Source organism: Alphaproteobacteria bacterium (assembly GCA_015231795.1).
Classification (GTDB): Bacteria; Pseudomonadota; Alphaproteobacteria; order Rhodospirillales; family WMHbin7; genus WMHbin7.
The window spans coordinates 50,969-76,174 of sequence record JADGAX010000006.1; the positions used below are offsets into that span (position 1 = coordinate 50,969).

The following is a 25,206-nucleotide window of genomic DNA, read 5'->3' on the forward strand; positions in this document are numbered from 1 at the left end:
GCTGAGGGCTGATGGCTGAATGCTGATAGCTTGCCTTTCTGCCTTTGGTCTTATATATAAGAATTATCTAATATGGAGTCTCTTCCCATGCCCAAGTCGGGTTTCGTCCATCTGGTTGGCGCCGGTCCCGGCGATGCGGACTATCTGACCATCAAGGCGGCCCGCCTCATCACCCAGGCCCGGCTGGTGGTGCATGACCGGCTGGTGGGCCAGGGCGTGATGGACCTGATCCCCAAGGACGCAGAAGTGATTTCGGTGGGCAAGGAAAGCGATCATCACATCTTGCCGCAGCCGCAGATCAACGAATTGCTGCTGAAACTGGCCATGGACGGGCGCGACGTGGTGCGCCTGAAGGGTGGCGATCCTTTCGTCTTTGGGCGCGGCGGCGAAGAAGCCATGTATCTGGCCGCCCATGACATCGGCTTCGAGATCGTGCCCGGCGTTTCCGCCGCCGTGGGCTGCGCGGCCAGCACCGGCGTGCCGCTGACCCATCGCGGACTTGCCACCTCGGTACGCTTCGTCACCGGCCATCTGCGCGAGAATGACGGGCTGGACCTGGATTGGAAAAGCCTTGCCGACCCCGCCTGCACGCTGGTGGTCTATATGGGCATCGCCAATGCGGGCAAGATCACCGAAGGCCTGCTGGGGGCCGGACTGGCGCCCCAAACTCCCGCCATGCTGATCGAGAACGGCACCACGCCCCAGCAGCGGGTGATGCGCACAACGTTGGCCGAGCTGCCCCAAACCATCGCCCAGCACCATTTCCACCCGCCCAGCCTGATGGTGATCGGCAAAGTGGTCGATGTCGGCGAAGAACTGGCGGCGGGGCTGGGGAAGCGATAGGAAGCCCCCTCTTATATTTTCGTCATTGCCGGGCTTGACTCACGGCTGTCCGGTTTAAATGACGCGTTGCTATTTTTGCCTCATCCTGAGGAGCGAAGCGTCTCGAAGGATGGGGCAAAACAAGGAAAATGCAGCACCTCGCCCTTCGAGACAGCCGCTTCGCGGCTTCCTCAGGGTGAGGTCACATTTTTCGTCTCTGTCTTCCGTTTCAGACGGAGAGATCTTCATTCAGCCGCAAAAGCCAACGCTTAATCTTGATTCCTGGGGCGCATTTTCCTCAGATTCTGGGGGCTACTCGATTGTACCGTCTGACTTGCGCCAGAAGAGCGATAGAACGTCATGGCCTCAGCGATGGCGCTTTCAAGGTCTTTGACTCGCGTCTCATCCGAAGGGTGGGTGCTCAAGAATTCGAAACCCTCGCCGCCCTCCTCTTCCTTAGCGGCGGCCATGCGTCGCCAGAATTTCGGCGCTTCATGCGGGTCATAGCCGGCCATGGCCATGAAGATCAGGCCAAGCCGATCCGCTTCGCTTTCATGCAATCGGCTGAAGGGAAGCAGCAAGCCCAACTCGGAGCCAAGACCGAAGGCGGCCTGCAAGGCGAATTGCGTCGTCGAATCCTCATCGGCGACCGCCGCCATCAGGGCTGTGCCCGCAAGATCGACCAAGAGCGCCTGACTCATTCGCTCGTTGCCGTGATTGGCAATCGCGTGGGCCACTTCGTGCCCCATGACCACGGCAAGTCCCGCCTCGGTCTTCGTGATGTCCAGAATTCCAGTGTTGACCGCAACTTTTCCGCCCGGCAGGCAGAAGGCATTTGCCTCATCGTCATCGATTAGGCGGAATTCCCATCGATATCCCTTCAGGCGATCAGCTTGCCCATTCTGAGAAAAGTAACTTGCGACGGCGTTCCTTATCTTGCCGCCAACCTCGCTGACCAGTTTGGCATCCTTTGTGCCGGTGATGACGTCGCTTTCCTCGATAATCCGCTTGTATTCACGAGCGCCGAGCGCATGCATCTCGGCATCGCCATGGAAGCTGATCTGCTGACGCCCGGTGATGGGAACGGTTTCGCAGGCCGCAAGCAACACCAGCAGGAACGCAACGACTATTCTGCGCATGCCTTCACTCAATCCGGTCTAGAGGTGGAAGAGTGGTGGTCAGGGCGCTGGCGAAGGTCCGAAGCGATTGTCCCCTGGGGTGCCCGGCAAAAAGCCGTTTTCGACAAAGGCCCAGATGGGGCCTACCAGCGGCACGAAGACGATGAACATCCACCAACCCGGCTTGTCGCGGTCATGCCAGCGCTTCACCTGGATCGCGATGCTGGGCCAGATCACGGCAAGAGACGCCAGCAGCGAGCCGATAGGAACGCCCTCCCCCTCTTCGTCCATCATGGCGAAATCGACGCCCAACGCCAACATAAAGACCACAACGCAGCCCAACGCGAACATCCAATAGGTCTTTCGCGAAATGCGGCCCTGCAGACTGAAAAGAACTTGCCCCATTACTTCCCCCATAGAAAAAAATTCGCCACACAATCGGCCCGGAATAAAGCGCTCCCCCATCCGAGGCGGCTACCAAAAAGGCCATTTTATTGGACTTTTGGTACAGCACAACAAAGCCTACAAGCGCGGGGTCGATGAAATGTGGATGGTCTGTGGATGGCCGTTCACATCATAGACAAAAGGGCGACACCACCGCCGAGTTCCGCCCCAACGAAAAAGGCCGCCCAAGCGGACGGCCCAAATCTATTTGGCGCAGGGGATGTCCGGTCAATCGCTTTATTGTCGTATCCGCGATTGTACCCGTACCCTGCCTGCATGATCTGGGCATCGGTCATGCCGCCGCCGCTGAACCCAAAATTATCCCGCATTCCGTCTTTGATGTGCTTGGCGACAATATCCAGGTTGGCTGTTTCATCACCCAACTTTCCAATGAGCTTCTGACGATCCCAAAAGCCCATCTTCTATCGTCATGCCCGTGCTTGACACGGGCATCCATTCTTTGTGGATGCGCGGATCAAGTCCACGAACTCCCACTTCAAGGTCATGATCTCGTTCAGGCGGCAGCCGGTAAGGATCAGCAGTCGCACAGCCAGGATCGCCGAAGGCAGTTCAATCCCTTCGATTTCCACATCCTTCAGTACCTCGCCGACCCGACGCAGCTCGGCCGCGCTCAGGAACCGCTCCCGCTTCTCCTCCGGGTATTTCTTGATGTGCTTCCTGGGGTTCGATCCGTCCGGGCGGAGCTCCCACAGTTCCGCGAGGCTGAACATCTTGGAGACGACCTCGAGGCAGCGGTTGGCCTGGTAGGGCCCGCCACGACCGGGGCTGCAAACCTCAATACGGCTAAAGTGTCAGCGCCCGATGAAACATTTGGAACGTATCGTTCGCCCCAGCTTTTGCTTTATCTAACATTTCACGCCGTGCAAGAGACCCTTCTAGATATTCTAGAAAGCTTTGCCATCTCTCTGCTGTGTTATTTCCGTGTGGGAGGAAAAACCCCAGGACTTCGGAAGGGTATCTGGAAATGAGGTGGCGATAGATCAGTTGCCCGCCCATGGACGAGCCTTCAATGACGTAAAATGCTCCGATTCTGCTTGGTGCATCAGCCAATTTAGGCGCAGGAAGATCATGTGATGGCAGCTCACATCCAAGCACCGCCAGCCCAGATAAAAGCTTGGGCATTCGTGGCGTATAATTTAGCGCTTGGGCTTGTTCGGTATACATCAGCGCGGCTTCAAGTGTGCGATAGACCGTGACGAACCGCTGCAGTAACTCTCCGAGCTCTAGCGTAGAAAAGTCATCTGCAAACAAACGACGGTTGATCGGAGCTGCTTCAAGCTCCGCGTGAGCGGAGGCGGTTGATGCGCGCAACAGCCTCCAAGCTTGCCCCGTGCTCAAGACGCCGCGGCCTCGGCGGGGAAATGCAGGCTGACCGTTGTTCCGCGGCCCTCCTCGCTTTCCAGTTCCAGCTGCCCGCCGTGCAGTTCAATCAGCGACTTGACAATGGGCAACCCCAAGCCAGTTCCGGAGTGGCTGTGCGTTATATCGTTGTCCGCCTGACGAAAAGGTTCTAGGACATGTTTATGCTTATTCTTGGGAATCCCAATCCCAGTATCTGCCACCGACATAATTAAGCAACCGTCATGACCGCTCCGAGTGATAATCGTTACTGAGCCTCCTCGGGGAGTAAACTTGATCGCATTCGACAAAAGGTTCATCAGCATCTGCTTGATAAGACGCTCATCAACTAACGCAAACGGCAAGTCTGGTTCGTAGGATGTTTTAATGGTCACCCCTTTTTCTCGGGCGATACCGACCATCAGTATAACAACGCGCTTCGCCAACTCGGATAAATCTTCTTTTCGAACCGACAGCTCAAGTTTTCCAGCCACCACTTTGGACAGGTCGAGCACGTCATTAATCATTGTGAGTAGGTGGGAACTCGCTTCGTGGATCAGCCCGAGACATTCCAGCTGTTTCGCCCCCATATGTCCGTAGATGCCCATTTCAAGCATCTCTGTGAACCCCAACACGGCGTTCAGCGGCGTGCGCAGTTCGTGGCTCATATGGGCCAGGAAACGTGATTTTGCTTGGTCGCTTTCCTCTAGGCGCACGTTCAAGCTGCGAATGGTCCGCATCTGTCGAAGGATTACGTCGTTAAGTGCATTCCGCAGTGAGTGAGCAATCTCAATCTTCCAAGGAGCCCACGGCCGTGAATGGCCCCGCCGCTCCTCTACCCAGCGAGCAAAAGACCGTCGCGGAAGATAATTACCAGCTTCCTTATGCCGCGCCACTTGGTCGGGTGTCGCGCCGCCCCAGATAGTGGTGCGCACCGTCTCCGGCCGAAACCACAGGATCATGTGACGTCCTTCCTCACCGACCGTCATGGCGAGAACGCCAGATGCATACTCAGTATGGACAGAAAAAGGAGGCAGAATGGAGGCCGTATGGTCGGTTGCAAAGACGCCGTCACTAAGATGTTGACGGCAGGCATGAGCAAGGGCAACCACTGAATCTTGGTCTGGAGCACGACCAATGGTTCGAACCTCCACATGCTCATCTGCATCCCGTTCATCGCGGTAAACGACAGCCGCCCCTGAGGATGCGAAAAACAAGTCGGTAAGCTTGATGTCGCCGGAGATCAAGGGCGAAACAAAATCATCCGCTCCAGCAATCTGTTCGAGCAGTCTGGCATGTAGCACTACATGTTTGGCACGTGCATCGCGCTCGTCAGCAGTCTCCGTCGCTGAAAGACGCATGGATAACCCCGTAGTGATCGAAAGAATCCCCGTGCGAGCAGGAATAGATACGCGATGAGGGCGACGGTGGTGGCCAACCACTAAACCCCAGAGCCTTCCCTCATTGATGACTGACACCGACATGGCACCGTCAACACCCAGATTTTCCTGATATAACCTGTGTACTGGAGACAAACTTCTCAATTGGCATGGCCCCAAGTCAAAAGGCCGTCCGTCTCTGGGATCCAGTGCTGGAGCTATAGGAACTGGCTCATAATCTCGGTACGGTACAAAACGGCAGCGACTCGTGAGGTAAAGTGCCCGGGCCTGTGCCGGAATGTCAGCAGATGGAAAGCTGAACCCGATAAAGCTCTCAAGCCAGTCGTTCACCTTTGACTCGGCAACCACCTCTCCATGCCCCTCCTCAGTGAAGCGGTAGATCAGGACCCTTTCCATGCCTGATAATTGTCGGATCGCTCTGGCTGCCGTGTCTGAAAGCAACTCCAGTGTGTCCGAAGCATTTAGTGCGCTCAGCGTCTCATCCAGGTCGATCATGTGCTGAGGATCGGAGTGATCGACTTCGGTCAGCGGTTCTATTTCGATCAGGAGTGTTCGAGCAAGATGGTGGGTGTGAGCCATGTAAGCGCCTTCTACCAAGAAGGCTGGAGTGCCACAGTTCGGCACGAGTTCCGGCCAGACATCATCGATGCGTCGGCCCAGTAACGACCCACTGAGGTGTGGAATCATCTCATGGTTGGTGCTTGCAGCCAAAATTAATCTTGTTTGCGGGTCAACGCAAAGCAAAACCCCTTGGGGTTGAATACAGGCCGGAAAGTGAATGGGTTCGCGCTCGCATTCGTCTGACTGCACTGTCGATAAGCAAGTTTGATGTTTCAATCCAAACCTCCTGCCTGAGATAGCGAACGGGCCTATCGATGATTTATTCCAAAAGCAGTATAACATCCGCTGGCGTAACTGGCGACAAGGGAGGTATCTTGCAGGTCGCGCCTATGCGAGCTTCGGCACTCTCTATGCACCGGATCGCAAGAGCGCAGCCTGCAAGGACTTTAGGTCTGTTAACATTGGCTTGCGTTGTTGAGCGATAAAACTGGTGATGCAAGAACTTTTCACGAATCATTGTTTGCGACCTAACCGAGCCCAAGTTCGGTATAAGCCAATGCATGTCCGCGCACGACGATTTGTGGCGATGGCTTAGCGAAGCCGAAAATGATTGCGGATGGCTTGCAGGAACAAGAACAGCAGCAATGCGCCGATGAGGGATTGGATGATGGATAGAAGTTCGATGCATAACGGCATCTCAAGTTCTTTGCCAAACAATCGTTCCATCACCTTTGCCTGAACCGGGCTGAGGCTGGTGGCGAATGGCAACGCATGACCCAGCGTGAAGCTGAAAATGTCTTTCAAGTATCCCCATGGCATCGGACGAACACCGCTTGGTGCGAGAAATATTTCAAACAATTTTGTGCTGTCGGCTAGCAATAAATATAGCGGGAGAAAGAACGTAAGATTGAGACATGCGAACTTGCCAAGCGGCCTTTTGGCACTTCGCCCGCAATCTGATAAACGATCATAAGCCTCCAACAGAAGGATTGGCCCCCAGGGGGAACGCAGAGAAAGCAGCAACCTCAGCTTCAACAACAGAAGCTTCGAGTCCCATTGAGTTTCTGCCCGACGGATAAGCCCCCTCTTTCCAAAAAGAAATCTAAGATTTGCACCTCTCCATGCCTCAATTTTGACTCCTCGTTCGGATTTGCGCTCAAGGACAAAAAGATCATGCGCAACATCGTGGGCATTGGCTTCTTCCATTATTTTTCTTAAGCGGCGAAGACGGGTGGGATAATTCACAACATTCCCAGCCCAACCATCTGCGAGTTTATTCATTTCAAACCACATATATTTTGGCCGCGGCCCAAATATCTTGAAACTAGCTCCTATCCAATCAGCTTTTTCAGCACCTTCCCAGCCGTCGAATTCCGGCGGCTCATGGAAAATTGCATTTGTGAAAATGGCGAACCGCTTAAATTTGCATGCACTGAAATCGGAGTGAAGGAATACCGCACCGTTGAAATCAACTCTGGTTATAAAATTTGCATTTTTGAACTGGGCCGCATAGTAGAACCCCGCCCCTTGGAATGAGACATCAGAATTGAACTTCACGCTTTCAAACGTTGCCTCATTGCCAAATCTTGCGCTGATAAACTCAGCGAACATTCCAAAAACCGCATCGGAAAAATCAGCTTTCAACCCAAATTCTGCTCTATTGAAATTCGCGCCGATTCCAAAATTTGCCTTCCTAAAATTTGCACCAGAGAAAAAGTGTGTCCCTTCAAAATTGGCGCGATTTCCCATACAGGCCCCGCTGAAATTTGGCGGGCCGGGCTGAATAAATTGGACCCCTGAAAAATTGACAGGGTTAGTTGTATCGACCTCGTTTTCTCCTCGAGTTGGCGGCGTCGGCACCGGCGTTGGCGCCAATTTTTCCGCCAAGTCAGCCGCCTCTTCCTCCGTCAATTCCCCCTTGATCCACTTGTTCCAGGTCGGAACGCCAAGCCGGATCAGCTTGAGGTAGGGGATGGCGTGTTCGGGGTCTTTGTAAGGTTCATCGGCCATGCGCAAAACTAACACGCGCAGGATGGATTGGAAATTCCCTTGTGAACTCGAGGGGCAGCCCCCCCTCACCCGGACGCTTGCGCGTCCACCCTCTCCCGAAGGGGAGAGGTTTTCTTGCCCCCCAACGAAAAAGGCCGCCCAAGCGGACGGCCCAAATCAATCAACCTGTTTGTTGGTTTACGCGCGCAATTGATCGCGCACGCGGGCGACCAAGGTGGCCAGATCTTCCTGGGCGATGCCGTCGCTGGCCAGCATGCGGGCCATCATGGGATCGCCCAGCACCTCGGCCATGCTAGGTTCGTCATTGCCCGAGAAGCGGCGGCCCTCGCCACTTAGCGAATGGGGTCCCCAGGCACAGTTCTGCAACGACATGGACAGAGGCGAGAGCGCCGGTGATCGGCGGGCAAGGTGCGGCATGGCGTTTCTCCTTCCCACGGCTGGTTGTTGCAAAAGAGACTAAACGAAATCAAATAAAAAGTAAAGCAAAGCAAATAATCGCAATTAGTTAAAATTTGATTTAATGAAGAGACAAAACTAATATTGCATTGCAAAAACTGAATGCGTCATCTCTTCTGCCATATGGTTGGCATCGCCCTGGGTTTCAACCCTTGAAGATGCGGGGGTTAGCCTTTTTCCTGCGCCAAAGCCAGGGAACGCACGGCATCAACCGATAGCCCACCCTCTCGCAGCGCACGCAAACTTTGCGCCCCATCGCGCTTGGCCAAACGCTGCCCCAAGGGTCCCATCAGCAACGGATGATGACGCCACTGGGGGACAGTCAGCCCCAGCAGGGCTTGCAGCAGGCGGTGGATATGCGTGGCCTCGAACAGATCCTGCCCTCTGGTCACCAAGGTCACGCCTTGCAGATGATCGTCCAGCGTCACCGCCAGATGATAGCTGGTGGGCGTGTCCTTGCGGGCCAGCACCACATCGCCGAAAATTTCCGGCCTGGCAAGCTGTTCGCCTTGATCGAGATCGCGCCAAGTCAGCGCGCCCGCCATCGCTTGGGCGCGTTCCATATCCAGGCGCAGGGCAAAGGGCTGGCCCTGGCCGATCCGCTCCGCCCGCTGGCCCGCATCCATCCGCTTGCATAGGCCGGGATAGATGGGGCCATCCGGGCCGTGCGGCGCCTGGCCCGACGCAGCGATATCCTTCCTGGTGCAAAAACAAGGATACAGCAGCCCCATGGATTCCAGCCTGTCCAGCGCCGACTTGTAATCATTCATCTCAGCCGACTGGCGGCGCACCGGCATTTCCCAAGACAGGCCCAGCCAGGACAAATCTTCGTAGATGGCGGTTTCGAAGTCGGGCTTGCAGCGCACGGGATCGATATCCTCGATGCGCAAGATGAAGCGCCCGCCCGTTCTTTTGGCCTCGCGCTCGGCGAACAGAGCAGAATAGGCATGGCCCAGATGCAGCCATCCGGTCGGGCTGGGCGCGAAACGGGTAACGAGGGCGGATGAAATGGTCACGCAGGCGTCACAACTTCCTTAGTGTCATCTTAACCTGAACCTACTATATTTAGCGAACCTAAGCGATAGCTGGAGGACGGATGTTCGATGGCTGCCAAGCTCTTGTCCTGAACGCCGATTTCAGGCCGCTCTCTTATTTTCCCTTGTCCTTGTGGGCGTGGCAGGACGCCGTCAAAGCGGTGGTGACGGATCGCGTGCATGTGCTGAGCGAGTATGATCAGGTCATTCACTCGCCCCGCCGGTCGCTTAGCCTGCCCAGCGTCATCGCGCTCAAGGATTTCGTCCCGGTGGCCAGACGCCCGGCCTTCACGCGCTTCAATGTGTTCCTGCGCGACCGCTTCACCTGCCAATATTGCAACCAGCCCTTCGCCTCGCATGACCTGACCTTCGACCATGTGATTCCCCGCTCGAAGGGCGGGCGCACCAACTGGGCCAATGTGGTCACCGCCTGCCAAGCCTGCAATCTGGTCAAGGGCTGCCGCCTGCCGCAAGAGGCGGGCATGCATCCCAGAACGCCGCCCGCCCCGCCCAGCTCGATTCAGTTGCGCGAAAACGGGCGTGGCTTTCCGCCCAACCACCTGCATCAAAGTTGGCGCGATTATCTTTACTGGGATAGCGAATTGGAAAGTGTTTAGGGGACTCGTTTCTTAGCGCCCCACAGGGCAATCGCCGCGAACAAGGGCGAGAAAACCGCGTTCCAGCCCGCCATCGACAGGCCCAGCAGATAGAAGGGTGGCTCGTCGCAACGCACCACCGGGGCCGCCATCAATTGACGACGCAATTCCTCGACGGTTTGCGCTGGACTGGCGTTGCCGGTGCATTCCGATTCCCAGCGCCACCAATGCGCCTCGACGCCCGCGTGAAACAGGGCGATGCCAGCCCCGACGGCGAAAAGCGCGCTGGCGCCGTACAAGGCCAAGCGCCGATTTTCCTCGCCATGCCAAGGCCCCAGCGCATAGGCCCCCAAAGCCAGGGCCAGCACATAGGGAACGCGCTGCCACAGGCACAAAATGCAGGGCGGGAAGCCCAGCACATGCTCGCTGAACAAAGCGCCCGCCAGCGCCGTGACGGGGATCAGGAAAACCAGGGCGGCGGCGGCATCCAGGCGCTTGATCATGAGAGCTGGCCTCATCCGTGATTCAGCAGCACCTTGACCAGCACGAAGCCGCCGATCAGGCAGACGGCGAAAACGGTGGTCACCAGCCCCAGGCGCTTTTCGATGAAGTCGCGCACCGGAGCGCCATATTTCCACAACAAGGCGGCCACCAGATAGAAACGCATGGCCCGCACGATGATCGAAGTGATGGTGAACAGAAAAATATCCATCTTGGCGACACCCGCCGTGATGGTGATCAGCTTGTAGGGGATGATGGGGATCATGCCCTTGATCATCATGATCTTGATGGCGTTGTCGTTGAAGGCCTGCTTGGCGACCTCGAATTCATGCTGCAGGCGATAGGCCGAGACGATCCATTCACCCACCGTCTCATACAGAAAATAGCCGATCGCATAGCCGAAACAGCCGCCGATCACCGAGGCCAGGGTGCATATGCCGGCGTAACGCCAGGCCTTCTTGCGGTCGGCCAGCACCATGGGCACCAGCATGACGTCGGGCGGAATGGGAAAGAACGAGCTTTCAATGAAGGAGACCATGGCCAGCCACCAGGCGGCATGCCGATGCTGGGCCAATTCCATGGTTTTATTGTACAGACGGCGCATCGGGGCTTGTCCTTTGGCGGGGTGGGCCTTGGGTTTAACAGGCTAGCCCTTGGTCAGCAATTAAGAAAGAAGCGGAAAACACCAGATAAGCCGTTGACCTGGGATGATCTGTGGCTATGATCGCCGCCTGCGTCCAAGCGCCCGGTGCCCCAGTGGCGGAATGGTAGACGCGGCAGACTCAAAATCTGTTGTAGGCAACTACGTGCTGGTTCGAGTCCGGCCTGGGGCACCAAGCTTTTCAAGCGGTTATTTTGCTAGCCGCCCATTTTTCCAATCAGGTTCAGCCACAGATAATCAAGCGGCCAAAGCAGCACAGCCGTAAGGGCGGCCATGATCAGGCACAATCTGGCGAAATCCCAATAGCGGGCCTGGGCGAGTTGAAGGCCGGTCATCACCGGCGGCGCCTGATAGGGCAGAATCAGGGTCGAGTAGCCTGCCACCTGGGTCATCAGAACGGCGGCGATGGGCAGTCCGGTGGCCTCGGCCAGCGTCGGGGCAAAGGGCGTCAGAACGGCGGGCACACCCGGCAAGGTGGTCGCCATGCCCACCCCGCTGGCCAGAGCGGCCAGGCTCATGAAATTCAGGAAGCCGCCGCCCGCTTCCAACGGCAGAACGTCGATCAGAACATTGCCGACCAGCCGCCCCACACCCGCATGATCGATCACCGCCCCCAGCCCGATCACCCCCGCCACATAGAACAAAGGTTCGAAATTCGTGGCGGCCAGACTTTTGGGCGGCAAAATGCCGGTCTTGGGCGTCAGGCATAAGATGGCGACGGCCAAACCGACCCAGGCCGAGGAAATGTGGTGCAGCGTATCCGTCATCCACAAGCCGATGGCCAGGGCCAGCAGCAAGGCCAGCCGACGCTCGGGTGCCGACATCGGTCCCGGCGGCGGTTCTTCCAGCTTCGTCGGTTCCTGCCCGCGATAAAGGCCCCAGAGCACGGCATAAAGGATCGCCAGTTTCGCCAATCCCAGGACAGGGAATGTGGAGACAAAATAATCGCTGTAGCCCAGCACGATGCCCAGCATCGCCTCGGCTGAACCGGCCAGCACCATATTGGGAATGTTGGAGGGCAGGATCGAGAATGCGAACAGGAAGGTCGACATGATTCCGCCCAGCACCAGCCCGTTCCAGCCCTTGCCGCCGGTTTCATAGCCCAGATGGCTGGCCAGCGCGGTCAATAGGGGCACCAGCAGAACCACGCGGCCCAGCGACGATGGCATCAGAAAAGCCAGTCCTACGCCCAGCAGAATGACGCCGAAAAGCGCCTGGGCGAACGAACGGCCCATGGCGCGCCCAATGGCATGGGCGGCGCGGTCGCCAAGCCCGGTGGCCTTGATGGCGGAACCGAAAACCACGCCCGCAAACAGCAGCCAGAAAGCCTGCGAGGTAAAGCCCGAGAAGACCACCTTGGCGGGGGCGGCCTTGAACAACATGCAGAACAGAAAGAACAGCAGCGCCGTCAGGGCCTCGGGCATGGCGCCGGTGGCCCACAAGCCGATGGCGGCCAAGGCCAATCCGGCAACGACCGCCTCGGAAGGCGAGAAGGCCTGTGGGGGAACAAGCGCGATCCACAGACCAAGGGCGGCCAAGACAACCGCAATCAGTTGAGCGCGGCTGAGGCGTAGCAAGATTATCCCGCCTTGGCGGCGATGGCAGCGCGGATGGCCTCCAGCGCGTCATTGGCCTTGGCGCCTTCGGGTCCGCCCGCCTGCGCCATGTCGGGGCGCCCGCCGCCGCCCTTGCCGCCCAAGGCTTCGGAACCGGCGCGCACCAGATCGACCGCAGAAATCTTGGCCGTCAAATCGGCGCTGACCGCGATGACCAGCGACGCCTTGCCTTCGGCAACGCTGATCAGGGCCACGATGCCCGAACCAAGGGCTGCCTTCATCTCGTCGGCCATGCCCTTCAAATCTTTGGCGGGCACGTCTTCCACCACGCGCCCATCGAAGGCGACGCCGTTCACCTGTTGGGCCGACGGAGCCGCAGCGCCACCACCCATGGCGGCCTTTTTGCGGGCATCCGAAAGCTCGCGTTCCATCTTCTTGCGGTCATCCAGCAGGGCGGCCACGCGATCGGCCAATTCGCTGGGCGCGATCTTTAGTACATTGGCGGCCTTGGCCAACTGTTCTTCCTGCTCAGACACATGGGCCAGCGCCGCCGCTCCCACCACCGCTTCGATGCGGCGCACGCCAGCGGCGACAGCGCTTTCGGAAACGATCTTGAAGAAGCCGATATCGCCGGTGCGCTTGGCATGCGTGCCGCCGCACAGTTCGACCGAGAAGGGTTTGACGGCATCGTTGATCTTCGACCCCATCGACACGACGCGCACTTCTTCGCCGTACTTCTCGCCGAACAGGGCCATGGCGCCCGCCTTGATGGCATCGTCCGGCGTCATCAGGGTGGTGGTCACCTTGTTGTTGCCGCGCACTTCGCGGTTGACCTCAGCCTCGACCAAGCGGATTTCCTCGGCCGACAGCGCCTTGGGATGGCTGATGTCGAATCGCAGGCGGTCAGGGCCAACCTGCGACCCTTTTTGCGAAACATGTTCGCCCAGATATTTCTGAAGGGCGGCGTGAAGAAGATGAGTGGCCGAGTGATGAGCGCGTAGCGCCGCCCTGCTTTCGCCATCGACCTTCAATTCCACCGCATCGCCGATCTTGGCCTCGCCCTCTTCCACCTTCACCTTGTGGATGATGAGATCGCCCAATTTCTTATGCGCGTCCGAAACGCTGAGGCGCGCCCTGCCGGGCACGGCGATCAGGCCGGCATCGCCCATCTGGCCGCCAGATTCGCCATAGAAGGGCGTTTGATTGGCGATCAGCCAGCCCTCGTCGCCCAGCTTCAATGATTCGACCGGCTTGCCATCCTTGATCAGCGCGGCGATCACGCCCTCTGCGCTTTCCGTGTCGTAGCCCAGGAATTCCGAGGCCCCCACCTTCTCGCGGGTTTCAAACCAGACGGTTTCGGTGGCCGCCTCGCCCGATCCGGCCCAGGCCTTGCGGGCTTCCGCCTTTTGGCGCGCCATGGCGGCGTTGAAGCCGTCGGTGTCGACGCCGATGCCCTTGGCCTTCAAAGCGTCCTGCGTGAGGTCCAAGGGGAAACCATAAGTGTCGTACAGCTTGAAGGCCACCTCGCCCTCCAGCGCCGCGCCTTTGGCCAGCTTGGCCGTTTCCTCGTCGAGCAACTTCAAGCCGCGATCCAGCGTCGCCTTGAAGCGCGATTCTTCCAGCTTCAAGGTTTCGGTGATCAGTGCGCTTGCGCGGATCAATTCCGGGAAGGCGGTTCCCATATCCTTGATCAGGGCCGGAACCAGACGCCACATCAAGGGATCGACGCAGCCCATCAGATGGGCATGGCGCATGGCGCGGCGCATGATGCGGCGCAAGACATAGCCGCGCCCCTCGTTCGAGGGCAGCACGCCGTCGGCGATGAGGAAACACATGGCGCGCAGATGGTCGGCGATCACCCGATGCGAGACCTTGTGCGGGCCATCGGGTTCGGCGCCCGAAGCCTCGGCCGAGGCCATGATCAGATGGCGCAGCGCGTCGGTGTCGTAATTGTCGTGCACGCCTTGCATGACGGCGGCCAGACGCTCCAACCCCATGCCGGTATCGACCGAGGGCTTGGGCAGATTGATCCGCTCGCCGCCCGGCAACTGTTCGAATTGCATGAAGACGAGATTCCAAATCTCGATGAAACGGTCGCCATCCTGGTCAGGCGAGCCCGGGGGGCCGCCGGGAATATGATCACCGTGATCGTAAAAGATTTCAGTGCAGGGACCGCAGGGGCCGGTGTCGCCCATGGCCCAGAAATTGTCGCTGGTCGGAATGCGGATGATGCGCTCGTCGGCGAAGCCGGACACTTTTTTCCACAGGTTCCAGGCCTCGTCGTCGGTGTGATAGACCGTCATGCACAGACGGCTCTTATCCAGGCCGAAATCCTTGGTCACCAGATTCCAGGCGAATTCGATGGCGTCGGACTTGAAATAGTCGCCGAACGAGAAGTTGCCCAGCATCTCGAAGAAAGTGTGGTGGCGGGCCGTATAGCCGACATTGTCCAAGTCGTTGTGCTTGCCGCCGGCGCGCACGCATTTCTGCGAGGTGGTGGCCCGCACATAAGGGCGCTTTTCCTGGCCGGTGAAGACGTTCTTGAATTGCACCATCCCGGCATTGGTGAACATCAAGGTGGGATCGTTCCGGGGCACCAGCGGACTTGAATCCACGATCTCGTGACCGTGTTTCTTGAAAAAGCCCAAAAAGGCCGCGCGGATATCGTTGCTGGTTGCTGGCATGGGTTGATCCTGGCCGGTTGGTTGCCGCTTGAAAAGCCTGCCTTTCTAGCGAATTGGCAGGGTTTGGTCCAGGGCATCGTCACGATGTCGACCAAAGGGGTTGCCCCGACAGCGCAACGGGGCTGGTCACCCAGCCCCGCTACATTCCTAACCCAATGAAAATGTGGAGAGATTTTCCTGAGGGGTCAAGATCGCCCGATCAATCCTCGGCTGGGGTTCCGTCCAGATCGCCCGGCCCGCCCGCCAAAGCCTCGCTCACCAACCCGGCATTGGCCCGGATTTGCGTCTCGATCTCCTCGGCCATTTTGGGATTGTCGCGAAGATATTGCTTGGCGTTCTCGCGGCCCTGGCCGATGCGCGTTCCGCTATAGGAGAACCAGGAGCCGGACTTCTCGACCAGATTGGCCTTGACGCCCAGATCAATCAACTCGCCCATTTTGGACACGCCCTCGCCGTACATGATGTCGAAATCGACGACGCGGAAGGGCGGCGCCAGCTTGTTCTTGACCACCTTGACGCGGGTTTGGTTGCCCACCACCTCATCGCGTTCCTTGATGGCGCCGATGCGCCGGATTTCCAGACGCACCGAAGCGTAGAATTTGAGCGCGTTGCCGCCGGTGGTGGTTTCCGGATTGCCGAACATGACGCCGATCTTCATGCGAATCTGGTTGATGAAGATAATCATGCATTTCGACTTGGAAACCGATCCGGTGAGCTTGCGCAGCGCCTGGCTCATCAGGCGGGCCTGCAGGCCGACATGGGAATCGCCCATTTCGCCTTCGATTTCCGCCCTGGGCACCAGGGCGGCCACCGAATCGATGACCAGAACGTCGATGGCGCCCGAGCGCACCAGCGTATCGGCGATTTCAAGCGCCTGTTCGCCATTGTCGGGCTGCGAAATCAGCAGGTCGTCGAGATTGACCCCCAATTTGCGGGCATAGATGGGGTCGAGCGCATGTTCGGCGTCGATGAAGGCGCAAGCGCCGGCGCGCTTTTGCGCCTCGGCCACCACATGCAAGGCCAGGGTGGTCTTGCCCGAGCTTTCCGGCCCGTAGATTTCCACGATCCGCCCGCGGGGAAGGCCGCCGATGCCCAACCCCAAATCCAGGCCCAGCGAGCCGGTGGGGATGACGTCGATCTCGACGGCTGACTTCTGCCCCATCTTCATGATCGATCCCTTGCCAAAGGCGCGTTCGATCTGGCTGACGGCGGCATCGAGTGCTTTCTGACGGTCCATCGTATCTTTTTCCACCAAGCGCAAAGCTGTCTGACTCATAACGGCGTACCCCTTATTCCACGGTTGGCTAACAGGCGCAACTGAGGCCAATGTACGCGAAATGTTCCGGAACGCAAGCAGAACTTTTAATGCCCTGATTTAATTAATAATTATCACTTTTACCCTACCAATGTTCCTGTCTGGTACCGGTCAATGTTCCTGACTCGCCAGAACCTGCTTCACGGTCCCCGCCAGTTGTTTCAGGCTGAAGGGTTTCGCCAGGAAATGTACGTCCTTAAGGTCGTCGATCTTTCCCCTGGCGGCATCTTCGGTATAGCCGCTCATCAACACCAGATGAATGGCGGGATGTTCGACGCGAACCAGCCTTGCCAGAGTGATTCCGTCCATGCCCGGCATGACGATGTCGGTGATCAACAAGTCTACCGGCTCGGAATTCAACAGATCAAGCGCCTGTTCGCCGCTTCTGGCTTCGAGAACCCGATAGCCCTTGTTGCGCAGCGCGCGCAGGGCGAACATGCGCACGGCGTCTTCGTCCTCGACCAGCAGAATGGTTCCCACGCCGGAAAGGTCGCCTGACGTTTCCGCCTTGGACGCGCTTTCCGCCAGCGGCGGCGACGGCGAATCGCCCACCGCGTAGCGCGGCAACAGAATGGTGAAGGTGGTGCCCTGGCCGGGCGCGCTATCGACCAGAACGAAACCATCGGTCTGTTTCAAGATGCCATAGACGGTCGATAAGCCAAGGCCGGTGCCCGATCCCACCGGCTTGGTGGTGAAGAAAGGTTCGAAAATCCGCCCGATATGTTCCTTGGGGATGCCGGTTCCGGTGTCCGCCACTTCGATCAGCACATATTCGCCCTTGGGTATCAGTTCGGCGCCGCGCTGGGTGGGGCGCTCGAATCTGGCCGTTCCCGTGCGAATGGACAAGGCACCGCCGCCCTGCATGGCGTCCCTGGCGTTGACGGCCAGATTGATCACCACCTGCTCGAACTGGCCGGGATCGACGCGCACGAAGCCCAGATCGCGCCCGTGATCGAGCTTCAGCTCGATGGTTTCGCCCAGCAGGCGGCGCAGCAGATGCGACAATTCGGACAACGAGTCCGTAATGTCGACCAAGCGCGGGCGCAAAGTCTGGCGACGCGAGAAGGCCAGCAACTGGCGAACCAGACTGGCGGCGCGGTTGGCGTTCTGCTTGATCTGCATGATGTCGGCAAAGGACGGATCGCCCTGCCCGTGACGCGCCAGCAGCAAATCGCAAAAACCGATCATGGCGGTCAGCAGGTTGTTGAAGTCGTGCGCGATGCCGCCCGCCAACTGTCCCATGGCGTGCATCTTCTGCGCCTGGGCGAACTGCACTTCCAGATTTTTCTGTTCTGTGGTGTCGATGAAATGCAATAGCAAGCCGGCAGGGCCGTCGCCATCGCCTTCGCAAGACGAGGACAAGGGCGAGGCGAACATGGTCGCGGCGGCTTGCCTGGCCCCCATCAGGCGCACATCGATCTGTGCGCCGCGAGCCGCCCCCATGACCAGTTTTGACAGTTGCGCCGCCACGTCCATGCGGTCCTCGGGAGCAAGCCGCTCGGCCAAGGCATGACCGGCGATCTGTCCAGGTTCCAACCCCATCATCATGGCCAAGGCGCGGTTGCAAGCGCTGACGCGGCCATCGAGATCGACCAGCGCCATGCCGACGGGCGAATTGGCGAACAGGCTGCCAGCCCCGCCTTCGGCCAGCGACATGGATTCCAGATTAATCTGAGGCGCATCCATTCCTTCGCGGCGCAAAGCGACCACGGCGCCGCCATCCTGGCTGGCGATGCGCCAAGTCTCCACCCGCACTCCGGCGCCATCCGCCGTCTTCAATCTGGTCAGCCGACCAAAGCCGCCCGCCTGCGGCAAGGTCTCGACCATTGCGTCGAAGGACTGGCCCGACAAGGTCACCGCCGACACGCCCGCCCATTCCGCCATGCGTTGGTTGGCGAAGGTGATTCGGCCCACATCGTCCAAGGCCGCCAGCCCGAACGGCGCCTGATCGACGATGTCGGCCAACAGATCCAACTCGTCACGCAGGGCGACATCGATGGCGGTGCGCGCCGTCATGTCTTCAAAGCGCGCCAACAGCAAGGGCGTGCCGCCGCTCTCCAACGGCTCGAGGCGCACCATGAACAATTCGTTTCCGCCAGCAGGCGTCATCAGATGCAGCAGCCCCTCGCCTTGCTGACGCAACTCGGCCAGACGGATCAGGCGCTGCGCCTCCTCTCGGCTGGATTCGTCGCAGGCCATGGGAAGCAGTCTTGCCAGGGGAAGGCCGCTGGAGCCGAAGATGTTCCGCGCCGCCGAATTCGCGAAAACGATCTTGCCGCCGACGTCCAAAAGATATCTGGCGCCCTGATCGGCGTTCAGCACGCTGGCCAGATGGCGCATCTCTTGGTGATCGCGCTTCAAACGCCACCCCATGAAACCCAAGGCCAGGGCGGCGGGCAGAGCCAGAACGACGCCCATCAGCGAGCCAACCTCGGGCGACGATGGCCAGAGCAAGGGCGCTGCGGCAGGCGTCAGCGCCAGCGCGCCAGCGCCCACCGTCAAAACCGCAAGAAAGGCGATATCAGATTTTCTTTTTGAGCTTGAAGACATAACCAATCACTTCCGCCACCGCCTTGTAATGTTCCTGGGGAACGGGCTGGTCCAACTCGACCGATGCGTACAGGGCGCGCGCCAAGGGTGGATTCTCGACGATGGGCACCTCATTCTCTTCGGCCAATTCACGAATTTTCTTGGCCAGAAAATCCACGCCCTTGGCGACCAGAACGGGCGCTTGCATGGTTTCCATATCGTAATGCAAGGCCACCGCGTAATGGGTGGGGTTGGTGATGACGACCGTCGATTTGGGCACGGCGACCAGCATGCGCTGACGCGCCCGCTGCATGCGGATGCCCTTCTGCTTCGACTTGACCATCGGGTCGCCTTCGTCGTCCTTATGCTCCTCCTTGACCTCTTGGCGGGTCATGCGCAGCTTCTTCTTGTAGCTGTAACGCTGATAGAGCATATCCGCCACCGAGATGACGATATAGGCCAGCAGCACCCAGAAGACCATTCTGAGAACCGTGTCTTGGATCAGCGCCATGACCTGAAGAGGCGTCAGATCGGGCATTTGCGCCAGGGTTCCGATTTGAGGTTCCAACAGCAGCCAGACGATCCAGCCGATCAGGGCGACCTTCAGAAGACTTTTGACGAATTCGACAACGGTCATGACCGAAAAAAGCCGCTTGGCGCCGGCCAGGGGATTCAATTTCGAGAAATTGGGCTTGATGCGCTTGCCCACCATCAACCAACCGACCTGCGAAATCGTGCCCATGACGCCAAGGAAAAGCAGCACCCCGAAGGGCAGCGCCATAATCATCCCGACCTTAAGCCCCAATTCGATGCTCATCGTGCGCAAGGCACCCTCGCTGGTGTCGATGGCGTGGGGCGATTCGATATATTGACGCAGCATGGTCAGCAGGCTTTTGGACATCGGGGTGGCCAGCATGCCGACCAGAATCAAGGTCCCCGTCAGGCCCAGCCACAAGCGGACCTCTTGGGAAATGGGAACATTGCCCTCGCCACGCGCCTTGCCAAGCCGTTTCCCGGAAGGCTCTTCTGTTTTTTGTGATTCGTCTGCGTCTTCGTCAGCCATGGATCACCTTAGGAAGGGCGTAAAAACCCCCTCGAAGTGGCGCAAGAACCAAAACATGATGCCCGGCAACGCAACGCTCAGCAAGGCCAAGCTGGCCATCAGCTGCAGGGGCATCATGACGAAGAACACCTGAATCTGCGGCGCCAGCTTCGAAAGGACGCCCATGGCGGAATAAAGCACGATGGTGAAGACCACGAACGGCGAGGCCAGCTTGGCGCCCAGCAGGAAACTTTCCGAAATCTGGCGAATGATCACCTCGGTCATGTCCCCGATCGGCGGCATTTGACCCGGCAGGAACAAATAATAACTGTCGATCACGGCGCTCAGAAACAGGTGATGCATGTCGGTCACCAAGATCAGGGTGATGGCCACCGTATCGAACAGGCCGGTGATCACCGAACCTTGCTGCTGGGTGATGGGATCAATGATCAGGGCGTTGGCGAAGCCGCCCTGGAAGCTGATCAGCGTTCCCGCCACATGCAGAGAGGCCAGAACGATATCGACGATGGCGCCCAAAAGGACGCCGATCGTCACTTCGGACACGATCATAAGAACCCGCGCATAGAAATCCTCGGGCATGGCGGGCAGCATGGGGGAAAGAACGGGGGTCACGGCCAGCGCTATGCCCAAGGCCAACAACAGCCGTGCATTGGCGGGAATGTAGCGCCCGCCCAGGGCTGGCATCAGCATCAAGGCGGCGCCCAGCCGGGAAAAGACCAGAAAGAAATGAAAGATGTTGAGTTCGAGAAAGGCCGACAGCATGAAAAGCCTTATCCCCCACCGACCACCCTATCCATGACCATATGGGTGAAATCGATCACTTCATGGAGCATGAACGGCATGAAAATCAGCAGCGAGATAAAGACCACCAGAACCTTGGGAACGAAGGTCAGGGTGGCCTCTTGAATCTGGGTCAGCGTCTGAAAGACGGAAATGACGAGACCAATCGCCAAGCCAGCCAGCAAAGGGGGGGCCGAAACCTTGATCAGGACGATCATGCCTTCCCGGATGACGTCCATCACCTCGGCCTCGTTCATGGAACCTCCGCCAGGATGCTGGGCCGCCCTTAGATGGGCATGCGCATGATTTCGTTATAGGCCGTAATGACCTTGTCGCGCACCGCCATCACGGTCTGCAGCGTGACTTCGGCGGCTGAAACGGCCGTAACCACTTCGGTCAGGTCGGCCTGCCCCGCAATCGCCTTCATGCTCATGCGCTCGCCGTTCTTCATGGTATCGATGGATGTCTGGACGGCTCCCTTGACCAGCCCCGCGAAATCTTCGGGGGCGTCGGTCTTGTCTTGCAAGCCCAAACCCATCGTCGCCGCAGGCCTTGACGCGGCGTTGTAGGCGCTGATCGCATTGTTGATGTCGACTGCCATATCGTCCTCGGTGCCCTGGTTTTGGGGCGTCCCTACACTCTATATATATACGTATAGCACAGATGCGGCCTTAACGCAGCAGCTCCATCGTCCGCTGGATCATGGCCTTGGAGTTGTTGATGGCCGTCAGATTGGCCTCGTAGCTGCGCTGGGCCTCCCGCATGTCCATCAGCTCGATCAGCGGATTGACGTTGGGGGTCAGCACATAGCCGTCGCGGTCGGCCGCCGGGTGCGTGGGGTCGAAGCGCTTGCCAAAATCGCCCTGGTCCGTGGTGACGCGATTGACGCGCACGGTATTGGCGTCCAACTCGCGGTCGAGGACATTCTTGAAGGTCACCACCTTGCGCCGATAGGGAAGCGTGCCCGGCGAGCGGGCCAGCGAGTCCGAATTGGCCAAATTCTCCGAAATGGTGCGCATGCGCATGCCCTGGGCATGCAGGCCTGCGGCCGAAATCTTGACGCTGCTGCGAAGGTCGTCCATTGCCGGTCTCCTTTACCGCCCGCTGCCCACTGACATCTTCAGAAGCATGATCTGCTTCTGGTACAGGCTGGCGGCCATATCGTATTTGCCCTTGGTGTCGCCCACCTTCATGATCTGGTCTTCCAGCGTCACCCCATTGCCGTCCGGCTTGATCTCTTCGGGATGACGTTCCTTCTCGACGCGCAGGCTGGATGTCTTGCTGGGCGATCCCATCAGATGGTTGCCATCGGTCACCGCCAGTTGGGGCGAAGTCACCTCGGCGATGGTTTTCTTGAAATCCAACGGCTTGATGTCGCTAGGCAGATAACCCGGCGTATCGGAATTGGCGATGTTGCGCGACAGGACCTGCTGTCGCTTCGACGACCAGTCCATCTGGTCCTTGATCATGCCAAACAGGGTGAACTGCTGTAGGTCCATCGTTATAAGCCTTGCGAGACGGGTTGCTCGTAGCCTGATTCCACCCTTGCAGTATGACGCGCTCGGCTTAACAAAGGGTAAAACCGAACTCCCGTCAGCGACTCGAGTCGCGATTTTTCTTTGGATTCGCCGTTTCCAAACCCAAGGAAGCGCCTTGGCTTCAGGGTGCGGCAAAGTTCGTCGTGTGATGATCGTCACACGCACCGGAATCTTCGCAAGGCCTTGTATTCCGCGCTTCTCGCAATTTCGATGCGTTGCTGATGCGCAACAGCGAGCGCGGATTGCGATGACAACGGAATCGCGTCAATCATTTTTTTTTGCAAAGAGCGAAAAAAGTTTTTATTGTGTTAGTGCGGTGGACGTCACCGCGAAATGTGGAGAGAGAACCAATGGCTATGTGCAAAACCAAGGCGGCCACTGCCGCCAAGCCGGCTGCTAAGAAGAAGCCGGCCGCCAAGAAGGCCGCGGCCAAGAAGCCCGCTGCCAAGAAGGCGGCTGCTAAGAAGCCGGCTGCTAAGAAGAAGCCTGCTGCCAAGAAGAAGCCGGCTGCCAAGAAGGCCGCGGCCAAGAAGAAGCCCGCTGCCAAGAAGCCCGCTGCCAAGAAGCCTGCTGCTAAGAAGAAGCCGGCTGCTAAGAAGGCCGTGGCTAAGAAGCCTGCTGCCAAGAAGGCCGCGAAGAAGCCTGCTGCTAAGAAGCCGGCTGCTAAGAAGGCCGCGAAGAAGCCCGCTGCCAAGAAGGTTGCCAAGAAGGCCGCTCCCGCTCCGGTGGCAGCTCCTACCGTCTAAGAAGACGGGTTTTCTGCGGCTGCTTTCGCCGCAGGGCACTTCTCAACAGCCCAGGGACCTCAAAGTCCCTGGGCTTGTTTTTTGCGGATATTACCCTTCCAGCATCACTGCCGCCAAGCGCTTGGCGAAATCGTGCGGATCGGGAAGCGGATCGCCTTCCACGATGCGAGCCTGGTCCAGCAGCAGGTGAATGCGGGCACCCAGCCTTTCGCCTGCGCCGTCTTCTCCGGCCTGCGAGGCCAAACGCAAGATCACCGGATGCGAGGGATTGACCTCGAGCACGCGGGCGGGCGTCATGTCCATCTGCTTGTGCGCTTTCAGCATGCGCTCCAGATGCAGGCTCATCTCGCCCTCGGCGGCGACCAGACAGACAGCACTTTCGGTCAAGCGATCCGAGCGCCTCACATCCTTCACCGCTTCGCCCAGCACGCTTTTCATGACGCCCAGTAAAGCCTCGATCTGTCCTTCGCCTTCCTGGCTTTCCTCTGCGGGCTTGTCCTTCTTGTCCTTGGCTGCCAGTTTCGACAGGTCGGCCCCAGCCTCGCCCACCGACTTGAAGGGCTTGCCCTGATAGTCGTGGATCCCACGGGCCCAGAATTCATCGACCGGATCGGTCAGCAACAGCACCTTGACGCCCCTGGCGGCGAAACCCTCGATCAGCGGGCTTTTCTTCAAGGCTTCGACGCTGTCGCCGCTCAGCGTATAGATGGCTTCCTGGCCTTCCTGCATGGTCTCGACATAGCGGGCAAGCGAGATCTGCCCCTCCTCGCCCGTCGCAGAGAAGCGCATCAGATCCAGCATCTCTTCCTTGCGCTCGGGTTCCTCATATAGCCCTTCCTTCAGCACGGCGCCGAAATTGGACCAGAAGGCCAGGTACTGCTCGGGTTCCTCGTCGGCCCGCTTTTTCAATTCGGACAGCACCCGTTTCACCAAGCCCGAACGCATCTTGGCCAGCACCGGATTGTGCTGCAGCATCTCGCGGCTGATGTTCAAGGGCAGGTCGGAACTGTCCACCACGCCCTTCAGGAAGCGCAGCCACGAGGGCAGCAATTCGTGCCCGTCGTCGGTGATGAAGACCCGCTTCACATACAGCTTCACCTTGCTTTTGCGCTCGGGGTTGAACAGGTCGAAGGGGCGCATGGTGGGCACGAACAACAGGCCGGTATATTCCAAAGCGCCTTCGGCCCGGTAATGGATGGTCATCCAGGGTTCGTCGAAGGCATGGCCGACATGGTGGTAGAATTCCTTGTATTGTTCCTTGCTGATCTCATTCTTTGAGCGCGTCCACAGGGCCGAGGCCGAGTTCAAGGTCTCTTCCTTGCCCTCGTGATCCAGCACCACCGGCACGGCTATATGGTCGGAATAGGTTTTCACGATATGGCGCAGGCGATGGGGGTCCAGGAACTCTTCCTCGCCGTCACGTATATATAAAGTGATGGCCGTTCCGCGGGCGGGCAGATCGATGGCTTCCACCGTGAAGCTGCCCTGCCCGTCCGAAATCCAGCGCCAGCCCTCGACTTCGCCAGCCTTGCGGCTGTCCACCGACACTTTCCCCGCCACCATATAAGAAGAGTAGAAGCCGACGCCGAACTGGCCGATCAGACCGGCATCCTTCTTGGCGTCACCCGACAGGCGGCTTAAGAACTCGGCGGTGCCCGACTTGGCGATGGTGCCCAGATTGGCCACCAGATCGGCGCGGTTCATGCCGATGCCATTGTCCGAGATGGTCAGCGTGCGCGCTTCTTTGTCGGGCTTAAGCGTGATGCGAAACTCGGCCCCGCCTTCCAGCAGGCGGGGGTCGGTCAGACCTTCAAGACGCAATTTGTCGCAGGCGTCCGAGGCGTTGGAAACCAGTTCCCGCAGGAAGATTTCCTTGTTGCTGTACAGCGCATGGGCGACGATATCGAGCAGTTTGCCGACCTCGGCCTGGAAGGAAAGCGTTTCAGCAGCGGCGCTCATGGGGCAATATCCCTTCTCATGTCCTTGAAACCGGTCCCCATATGGGGCAGAAAGTGGCCTGACGCAAGCCCCAA

The 25,206-nt window shown here is 58.7% G+C and carries 24 protein-coding genes, 1 tRNA gene and 1 pseudogene; 4 read left to right on the forward strand and 22 right to left on the reverse strand.

The window, feature by feature from the left end; translation table 11 throughout:
• The first annotated feature begins 87 nt into the window (after window positions 1-87).
• Window positions 88-843, forward strand: a complete 756-nt coding sequence (gene cobA, locus HQL44_12935) for a uroporphyrinogen-III C-methyltransferase (protein MBF0269486.1) — start codon at window positions 88-90, stop codon at window positions 841-843.
• 248 nt (window positions 844-1,091) lie between these two features.
• Here cobA and HQL44_12940 read toward each other — a convergent pair whose 3' ends face one another.
• From HQL44_12940 to gluQRS, 9 genes and pseudogenes are all read right to left on the reverse strand, one after another.
• Window positions 1,092-1,961 (reverse strand): M48 family metallopeptidase, encoded by an 870-nt coding sequence (locus HQL44_12940; protein MBF0269487.1) that lies wholly within the window; start codon window positions 1,959-1,961, stop codon window positions 1,092-1,094.
• 39 nt (window positions 1,962-2,000) lie between these two features.
• Complete coding sequence (locus tag HQL44_12945; GenBank protein MBF0269488.1) at window positions 2,001-2,357, reverse strand: DUF805 domain-containing protein; 357 nt, start codon at window positions 2,355-2,357, stop codon at window positions 2,001-2,003.
• A 152-nt stretch (window positions 2,358-2,509) separates the two neighbouring features.
• Window positions 2,510-2,803, reverse strand: coding sequence for a hypothetical protein (locus HQL44_12950; GenBank protein ID MBF0269489.1), 294 nt, complete (start codon window positions 2,801-2,803; stop codon window positions 2,510-2,512).
• Between the two features lie 60 nt (window positions 2,804-2,863).
• Window positions 2,864-3,154: pseudogene (locus HQL44_12955) on the reverse strand (integrase).
• A gap of 34 nt (window positions 3,155-3,188) precedes the next feature.
• The gene (locus tag HQL44_12960; GenBank protein ID MBF0269490.1) at window positions 3,189-3,716 is read right to left on the reverse strand and encodes a biliverdin-producing heme oxygenase; all 528 of its coding nucleotides are present in this window, start codon (window positions 3,714-3,716) and stop codon (window positions 3,189-3,191) included.
• Window positions 3,717-3,739: 23 nt separating this feature from the next.
• On the reverse strand, window positions 3,740-5,980 hold the full coding sequence (locus tag HQL44_12965) for a GAF domain-containing protein (GenBank protein ID MBF0269491.1): 2,241 nt from the start codon (window positions 5,978-5,980) through the stop codon (window positions 3,740-3,742).
• Between the two features lie 315 nt (window positions 5,981-6,295).
• Window positions 6,296-7,714: a pentapeptide repeat-containing protein gene (locus tag HQL44_12970; GenBank protein ID MBF0269492.1), complete on the reverse strand. Its 1,419-nt coding sequence runs from the start codon at window positions 7,712-7,714 to the stop codon at window positions 6,296-6,298.
• 177 nt (window positions 7,715-7,891) lie between these two features.
• Window positions 7,892-8,131: a hypothetical protein gene (locus tag HQL44_12975; GenBank protein MBF0269493.1), complete on the reverse strand. Its 240-nt coding sequence runs from the start codon at window positions 8,129-8,131 to the stop codon at window positions 7,892-7,894.
• 206 nt (window positions 8,132-8,337) lie between these two features.
• Window positions 8,338-9,180 carry a tRNA glutamyl-Q(34) synthetase GluQRS gene (gene gluQRS / locus HQL44_12980; protein ID MBF0269494.1) on the reverse strand — a complete coding sequence of 281 codons (843 nt, stop codon included), beginning with the start codon at window positions 9,178-9,180 and terminating at the stop codon, window positions 8,338-8,340.
• An 86-nt stretch (window positions 9,181-9,266) separates the two neighbouring features.
• Between gluQRS and HQL44_12985 the strand changes: the two genes are divergently transcribed.
• Entirely contained in the window at window positions 9,267-9,821 is a 555-nt protein-coding gene (locus HQL44_12985; GenBank protein MBF0269495.1) for an HNH endonuclease, read from the forward strand.
• Here the strand turns inward: HQL44_12985 and HQL44_12990 are convergent.
• Together HQL44_12990 and HQL44_12995 are read right to left on the reverse strand one after the other, a co-directional pair.
• On the reverse strand, window positions 9,818-10,303 hold the full coding sequence (locus HQL44_12990; protein MBF0269496.1) for a disulfide bond formation protein B: 486 nt from the start codon (window positions 10,301-10,303) through the stop codon (window positions 9,818-9,820). The genes HQL44_12985 and HQL44_12990 overlap by 4 nt on opposite strands.
• 11 nt (window positions 10,304-10,314) lie before the next feature.
• Window positions 10,315-10,905 carry a DedA family protein gene (locus HQL44_12995; GenBank protein MBF0269497.1) on the reverse strand — a complete coding sequence of 197 codons (591 nt, stop codon included), beginning with the start codon at window positions 10,903-10,905 and terminating at the stop codon, window positions 10,315-10,317.
• Between the two features lie 146 nt (window positions 10,906-11,051).
• Here HQL44_12995 and HQL44_13000 point away from each other — a divergent pair.
• Window positions 11,052-11,137 (forward strand) — tRNA-Leu (locus tag HQL44_13000).
• A 22-nt stretch (window positions 11,138-11,159) separates the two neighbouring features.
• Here HQL44_13000 and HQL44_13005 read toward each other — a convergent pair.
• From HQL44_13005 to HQL44_13050, 10 genes are all read right to left on the reverse strand, one after another.
• Window positions 11,160-12,539 (reverse strand): anion permease, encoded by a 1,380-nt coding sequence (locus tag HQL44_13005; GenBank protein MBF0269498.1) that lies wholly within the window; start codon window positions 12,537-12,539, stop codon window positions 11,160-11,162.
• A gap of 2 nt (window positions 12,540-12,541) precedes the next feature.
• The gene (alaS, locus tag HQL44_13010) at window positions 12,542-15,202 is read right to left on the reverse strand and encodes an alanine--tRNA ligase (protein ID MBF0269499.1); all 2,661 of its coding nucleotides are present in this window, start codon (window positions 15,200-15,202) and stop codon (window positions 12,542-12,544) included.
• A 199-nt stretch (window positions 15,203-15,401) separates the two neighbouring features.
• The gene (gene recA / locus HQL44_13015) at window positions 15,402-16,478 is read right to left on the reverse strand and encodes a recombinase RecA (GenBank protein MBF0269500.1); all 1,077 of its coding nucleotides are present in this window, start codon (window positions 16,476-16,478) and stop codon (window positions 15,402-15,404) included.
• 150 nt (window positions 16,479-16,628) lie between these two features.
• Window positions 16,629-19,067: a PAS domain-containing protein gene (locus HQL44_13020; protein ID MBF0269501.1), complete on the reverse strand. Its 2,439-nt coding sequence runs from the start codon at window positions 19,065-19,067 to the stop codon at window positions 16,629-16,631.
• The gene (gene flhB, locus HQL44_13025; protein ID MBF0269502.1) at window positions 19,039-20,109 is read right to left on the reverse strand and encodes a flagellar biosynthesis protein FlhB; all 1,071 of its coding nucleotides are present in this window, start codon (window positions 20,107-20,109) and stop codon (window positions 19,039-19,041) included. The genes HQL44_13020 and flhB overlap by 29 nt, the downstream gene beginning before the upstream one ends.
• A gap of 3 nt (window positions 20,110-20,112) precedes the next feature.
• A complete protein-coding gene (gene fliR / locus HQL44_13030; protein MBF0269503.1) occupies window positions 20,113-20,871 on the reverse strand; it encodes a flagellar biosynthetic protein FliR in 759 nt (252 codons plus the stop codon).
• An 8-nt stretch (window positions 20,872-20,879) separates the two neighbouring features.
• Window positions 20,880-21,146, reverse strand: a complete 267-nt coding sequence (fliQ, locus tag HQL44_13035; GenBank protein ID MBF0269504.1) for a flagellar biosynthesis protein FliQ — start codon at window positions 21,144-21,146, stop codon at window positions 20,880-20,882.
• A gap of 29 nt (window positions 21,147-21,175) precedes the next feature.
• The gene (gene fliE / locus HQL44_13040; GenBank protein MBF0269505.1) at window positions 21,176-21,490 is read right to left on the reverse strand and encodes a flagellar hook-basal body complex protein FliE; all 315 of its coding nucleotides are present in this window, start codon (window positions 21,488-21,490) and stop codon (window positions 21,176-21,178) included.
• Between the two features lie 70 nt (window positions 21,491-21,560).
• Complete coding sequence (flgC, locus tag HQL44_13045) at window positions 21,561-21,971, reverse strand: flagellar basal body rod protein FlgC (protein ID MBF0269506.1); 411 nt, start codon at window positions 21,969-21,971, stop codon at window positions 21,561-21,563.
• A 12-nt stretch (window positions 21,972-21,983) separates the two neighbouring features.
• Window positions 21,984-22,388: a flagellar basal body rod protein FlgB gene (locus tag HQL44_13050; GenBank protein ID MBF0269507.1), complete on the reverse strand. Its 405-nt coding sequence runs from the start codon at window positions 22,386-22,388 to the stop codon at window positions 21,984-21,986.
• Between the two features lie 395 nt (window positions 22,389-22,783).
• On the opposite strand from HQL44_13050, the gene HQL44_13055 reads away from it, so the two are divergent.
• On the forward strand, window positions 22,784-23,173 hold the full coding sequence (locus HQL44_13055) for a hypothetical protein (protein ID MBF0269508.1): 390 nt from the start codon (window positions 22,784-22,786) through the stop codon (window positions 23,171-23,173).
• 90 nt (window positions 23,174-23,263) lie between these two features.
• Here HQL44_13055 and htpG read toward each other — a convergent pair whose 3' ends face one another.
• Entirely contained in the window at window positions 23,264-25,132 is a 1,869-nt protein-coding gene (htpG, locus tag HQL44_13060) for a molecular chaperone HtpG (GenBank protein MBF0269509.1), read from the reverse strand.
• Between the last annotated feature and the right edge of the window lie 74 nt (window positions 25,133-25,206).

Excerpts from the sequence above, each read along its gene's own strand:
- HQL44_13020 (MBF0269501.1), bottom strand. The coding sequence starts at position 19,067 with ATGTCTTCAAGCTCAAAAAGAAAATCTGATATCGCCTTTCTTGCGGTT.
- flgC (MBF0269506.1), bottom strand. The coding sequence starts at position 21,971 with ATGGACGACCTTCGCAGCAGCGTCAAGATTTCGGCCGCAGGCCTGCAT.
- alaS (MBF0269499.1), bottom strand. The coding sequence starts at position 15,202 with ATGCCAGCAACCAGCAACGATATCCGCGCGGCCTTTTTGGGCTTTTTC.
- htpG (MBF0269509.1), bottom strand. The coding sequence starts at position 25,132 with ATGAGCGCCGCTGCTGAAACGCTTTCCTTCCAGGCCGAGGTCGGCAAA.
- HQL44_12985 (MBF0269495.1), top strand. The coding sequence starts at position 9,267 with ATGTTCGATGGCTGCCAAGCTCTTGTCCTGAACGCCGATTTCAGGCCG.
- fliR (MBF0269503.1), bottom strand. The coding sequence starts at position 20,871 with ATGCTGTCGGCCTTTCTCGAACTCAACATCTTTCATTTCTTTCTGGTC.
- HQL44_12950 (MBF0269489.1), bottom strand. The coding sequence starts at position 2,803 with ATGGGCTTTTGGGATCGTCAGAAGCTCATTGGAAAGTTGGGTGATGAA.
- HQL44_12970 (MBF0269492.1), bottom strand. The coding sequence starts at position 7,714 with ATGGCCGATGAACCTTACAAAGACCCCGAACACGCCATCCCCTACCTC.
- HQL44_12975 (MBF0269493.1), bottom strand. The coding sequence starts at position 8,131 with ATGCCGCACCTTGCCCGCCGATCACCGGCGCTCTCGCCTCTGTCCATG.
- HQL44_12945 (MBF0269488.1), bottom strand. The coding sequence starts at position 2,357 with ATGGGGGAAGTAATGGGGCAAGTTCTTTTCAGTCTGCAGGGCCGCATT.
- HQL44_12990 (MBF0269496.1), bottom strand. The coding sequence starts at position 10,303 with ATGATCAAGCGCCTGGATGCCGCCGCCGCCCTGGTTTTCCTGATCCCC.
- fliQ (MBF0269504.1), bottom strand. The coding sequence starts at position 21,146 with ATGAACGAGGCCGAGGTGATGGACGTCATCCGGGAAGGCATGATCGTC.
- fliE (MBF0269505.1), bottom strand. The coding sequence starts at position 21,490 with ATGGCAGTCGACATCAACAATGCGATCAGCGCCTACAACGCCGCGTCA.
- HQL44_13050 (MBF0269507.1), bottom strand. The coding sequence starts at position 22,388 with ATGGACCTACAGCAGTTCACCCTGTTTGGCATGATCAAGGACCAGATG.
- HQL44_12995 (MBF0269497.1), bottom strand. The coding sequence starts at position 10,905 with ATGCGCCGTCTGTACAATAAAACCATGGAATTGGCCCAGCATCGGCAT.
- flhB (MBF0269502.1), bottom strand. The coding sequence starts at position 20,109 with ATGGCTGACGAAGACGCAGACGAATCACAAAAAACAGAAGAGCCTTCC.
- recA (MBF0269500.1), bottom strand. The coding sequence starts at position 16,478 with ATGAGTCAGACAGCTTTGCGCTTGGTGGAAAAAGATACGATGGACCGT.
- HQL44_13055 (MBF0269508.1), top strand. The coding sequence starts at position 22,784 with ATGTGCAAAACCAAGGCGGCCACTGCCGCCAAGCCGGCTGCTAAGAAG.
- HQL44_12940 (MBF0269487.1), bottom strand. The coding sequence starts at position 1,961 with ATGCGCAGAATAGTCGTTGCGTTCCTGCTGGTGTTGCTTGCGGCCTGC.
- cobA (MBF0269486.1), top strand. The coding sequence starts at position 88 with ATGCCCAAGTCGGGTTTCGTCCATCTGGTTGGCGCCGGTCCCGGCGAT.